Source organism: Pseudoalteromonas sp. S558, from assembly GCF_005886635.1.
Taxonomy (GTDB): domain Bacteria; phylum Pseudomonadota; class Gammaproteobacteria; order Enterobacterales; family Alteromonadaceae; genus Pseudoalteromonas; species Pseudoalteromonas aliena.
This window is the reverse complement of record NZ_PNDU01000022.1, coordinates 1-3545: the sequence shown is the minus strand read 5'-3', so window position 1 is coordinate 3545 and position 3545 is coordinate 1. Positions and strand designations below refer to the sequence as shown.

The window sequence follows — 3545 nt, the reverse complement described above, 5'->3', positions numbered from 1 at the left end:
ATTAGGTGCGTCAATGAATCGCCTAGACCATACAATGAATAACGTAACAAATATGAAAGAAAACACCCAAGCAGCGGCTTCTACGCTAATGGATGCTGATTTTGCGGCTGAAACGTCTAATATGACAAAGCAACAGTTACTAATGAACTCAGGTATTTCTGTGCTTAGTACAGCAAACAGCACAACACAAATGATTGGCTCGTTACTTCGTTAATTAACTATTTAGTAAATTAATGAATGAGTTGTAAACAGCGATGCCATTGGCATCGCTGTTTTTGTTTGTGTGACGCTCAATTAATTGAGCGTCACGACCAAGCGGCAAACTAATCTTATTTCTTTTAGTTGAATTACAAAAATAGAGTAAATAAAGTTTAGTTTTTTTTAAAAGTGGTCGCTCTTAATTATTAGTCACTTCTATTTATGCTTTTACGTGTAAATAGTACTAAAAAAACATAAAGGAAATTAAGCATGGCTTTATCAATTCAATCTAATATGGCATCAATGTCAATTCAAAACCAGTTAGGTCGTAGTAACAACGATTTATCTACTGCGCTTGAGCGTTTAGGGTCTGGTTTTAAAATTAACTCAGCAAAAGACGATGCAGCAGGTCTGCAAATAGCATCACGTTTAAATGCACAAGTACGTGGTCAAGACGCGGCACTTTATAATTCAAATAATGCAATGTCGATGATGCAAACAGCGGAAGGTGCGTTTGATGAGATGACCAATATTGCTTACCGTATGAAAGAGCTTGCAACACAAGGTGCCAATGGTACAAATGATGCAAAAGAGTACACTGCAATAAATGCTGAATTTTCAGCGTTAGAAGAAGAACTTGCCAGCATTATGGAAAACACAAGTTTTGGTGGTACAAAGTTGCTTAATGCAGAAGTACTTGCTGCCGATACGGTTGCTGCTGCTGCAGGTGTTACAGCCGCTGTAGGTGTACAAGATGGTGGAAAGTTTGCAGTTACAGCTGCACCAGTAACATTTCAAGTAGGTTCATCAACGGCAGAAACATTAGATGTTGGTATTAGTGCTGAGCTTAAAAGTATTCATACTGCATTGGGAACAACAACAGGTCTTGTGGATGCAGGTGACAAACTTATCCGTGTTGCAAATCTAACAGATCAAACTGCCTCTAACACTGCTGTAGATACAGTGGATGGACTTATAGAAAAAATTGGCTCAGCACGCTCAGCATTAGGTGCGTCAATGAATCGTCTTGATCATACAATGAATAACGTAACTAATATGAAAGAAAATACCCAAGCAGCGGCCTCTACGCTGATGGATGCTGATTTTGCGGCTGAAACGTCTAATATGACAAAGCAGCAATTGCTAATGAACTCAGGTATTTCTGTGTTGAGTACAGCAAACAGCACAACACAAATGATTGGCTCATTACTTCGTTAATGAATTAGTTCATTAACTGATTAATTAGTTTTGTAAAACTAAAATAGCTATATTTTTATAGCTATTTTAATAAATAAAAATTCATCGGAGTTTTTATTTATTAAAATAAATACTTGGAGAATACAATGAGTTTATCGGCACTAGGTATCGACCCTTCTAATTTAGCACGCCAGTACACACAAATTGAACGCGCATCAAAAGATCAGCTTTTAAATAATAAAAATAGTGATTTTACTAATAAAATTAAAGCATTTGATGGCCTAAAAAGTAACTTAACGAGCTTTTATACAGACTTAAAAGCAGGATTAAAAACTGAAACAAGTTTGTTTAGTAATAGTGCAACACTAAGCGATGAAGGATCTTTAAGTGTAACGGCAAGCGGTAAGGCTACTAATGGCGATTATGATGTGTTTGTAGAGCAATTAGCGCAGGCGCATCAAGTCGCATTGAGTTTTGATCCTACAAAAACGCTAAGCACAGATGGTGAGTTTAATATTGATTTGGCAGGGGATTCGTTCAGTGTTGACCTTTCTACACTGGGTGCTGATGCAAAATTAAGTGATTTAGCCAGTGCTATAAATAGCCATGCAGATAATAGTGGCGTAAAAGCTACATTAATGCGCTCTGGTAGTGAAACTTTTCTAGTGATGACCAGTGAAGAGTCGGGGGCTGCTAACCAGGTCTCATTAAACTTTACTGCTGGGGCTGATGCTAATGGCGCTGATATTACCAATGCGATTGCTACTAAAACAGAGCTCACCGCAGCCCAAGATTCTATTATAAAACTAGGTGCAAGCTCTGCGCTGACAATTACTTCAACAACAAATAAACTTGAAGATGTAATAGAAGGCGTAACATTAAACTTAACTAAGGTACAAGCGCCGGGTGATAGCCCTATTCATGTAACGGTTGCGCAAGATCAAGAAGCAAGTAAAGCGAATGTTAAAAGCTTTGTTGATGCATTCAATGGCTTAGTTAATGGTATTACAAGTAATGAAAATTTAAAGCGCGACAGTATGGCCAGTGGCCTTGCTCGTGCGCTACGAAATGACTTTCAAGGTACATTTGAAGGCAAAACACTTTATTCAGTGGGTATTGAGTTTGACCGTACTGGTAATTTAACAATCAATAATGAACGATTAGAAGCCGCTATGGCAAACGACCCTGAGGCATTAACTAAAATGCTGCAGGGTGAAACCGGCTTGATGTCTAAACTTGAAAAACGAGTAGAGCCATACACAAAAAGCTATGGCTTAATGAGCGACAAAAAAGATACATTGCAATCAAGCTTAGATATTGTAGTGAGGCAGCAAAAAAGCCATAACACCTCAATGGAGCAGGTGTATCAGCGTTATTTATCGCAATTTACGCAAATGCAACAGACTATTGCGCAATTAGAATCTACAATGGGCCAATTTGGAAGCTAGGGATTAATAATGTTAGATTTAAATGATGGCTTTTCGGCTTATAAAAGTACGTCTGTTGATGCGAAAGCGGCAAGCGCAGATATACATAAATTGGTACTGATGTTATTTGATGGCTTTTTGGATGAACTAGAAAGAGCCTCAGGGCATATTACTCAAAAGCGTTATGATAAAAAAGCCGAGAGTATTGAAAAATTAATGCGCATACTCGGCGGGCTTGAAGCATCACTAGACCTTGATAAAGGGGGAGAGGTTGCATTAAACATGCAGAAGCTTTATCAGCACTGCGGGCAAGCATTATTGCAAGCTAGTTTAAAAAATGATTTGGCATTTATAGATTCAACACGAGTGGTAATGACGAACTTGCAGGAAGGCTGGCAAGGATTGGGTACGCAAATAGCTTGATTGTTTATGTTATACCCATTTTATAAAAACATGATGATTCTAGCGTATTAAACATCACCATGATTCAATACATTATACCAATTTGCTTATATATGGGGTCTATTTAACGTTAAGAAAATTACGCTAGAACTAGGCAAAAATTTTTGTATCTAGTTGTTCTAAATAAAAATTTTTTAACGACGTTATAGTGCAATTTAATTCGTTAAATTGATCAAAGATTTATGCAGTTTGGTATTAATACCAATTGCATTAAATTAACCTGAACTCTGGTTAAGAGATTTACTAATGCATTGAATCATG

The 3545-nt window shown here is 37.3% G+C and carries 4 protein-coding genes; all 4 read left to right on the top strand.

Annotated features, from left to right (window positions below):
• On the top strand, positions 1-214 hold a 214-nt coding region (locus tag CWB66_RS02015; protein ID WP_289508492.1), incomplete at its 5' end, for a flagellin.
• 254 nt (positions 215-468) lie between these two features.
• Entirely contained in the window at positions 469-1416 is a 948-nt protein-coding gene (locus CWB66_RS02010) for a flagellin N-terminal helical domain-containing protein (protein ID WP_138584146.1), read from the top strand.
• A 125-nt stretch (positions 1417-1541) separates the two neighbouring features.
• Complete coding sequence (gene fliD / locus CWB66_RS02005) at positions 1542-2843, top strand: flagellar filament capping protein FliD (protein ID WP_138584145.1); 1302 nt, start codon at positions 1542-1544, stop codon at positions 2841-2843.
• Positions 2844-2852: 9 nt separating this feature from the next.
• Positions 2853-3245 (top strand): flagellar export chaperone FliS, encoded by a 393-nt coding sequence (gene fliS / locus CWB66_RS02000; protein WP_077535672.1) that lies wholly within the window; start codon positions 2853-2855, stop codon positions 3243-3245.
• Positions 3246-3545 lie beyond the last annotated feature (300 nt).

What these genes read in the sequence shown, in the direction of transcription:
- fliS (WP_077535672.1), top strand. Translation starts at nt 2,853, where the DNA reads ATGTTAGATTTAAATGATGGCTTTTCGGCTTATAAAAGTACGTCTGTT.
- fliD (WP_138584145.1), top strand. Translation starts at nt 1,542, where the DNA reads ATGAGTTTATCGGCACTAGGTATCGACCCTTCTAATTTAGCACGCCAG.
- CWB66_RS02010 (WP_138584146.1), top strand. Translation starts at nt 469, where the DNA reads ATGGCTTTATCAATTCAATCTAATATGGCATCAATGTCAATTCAAAAC.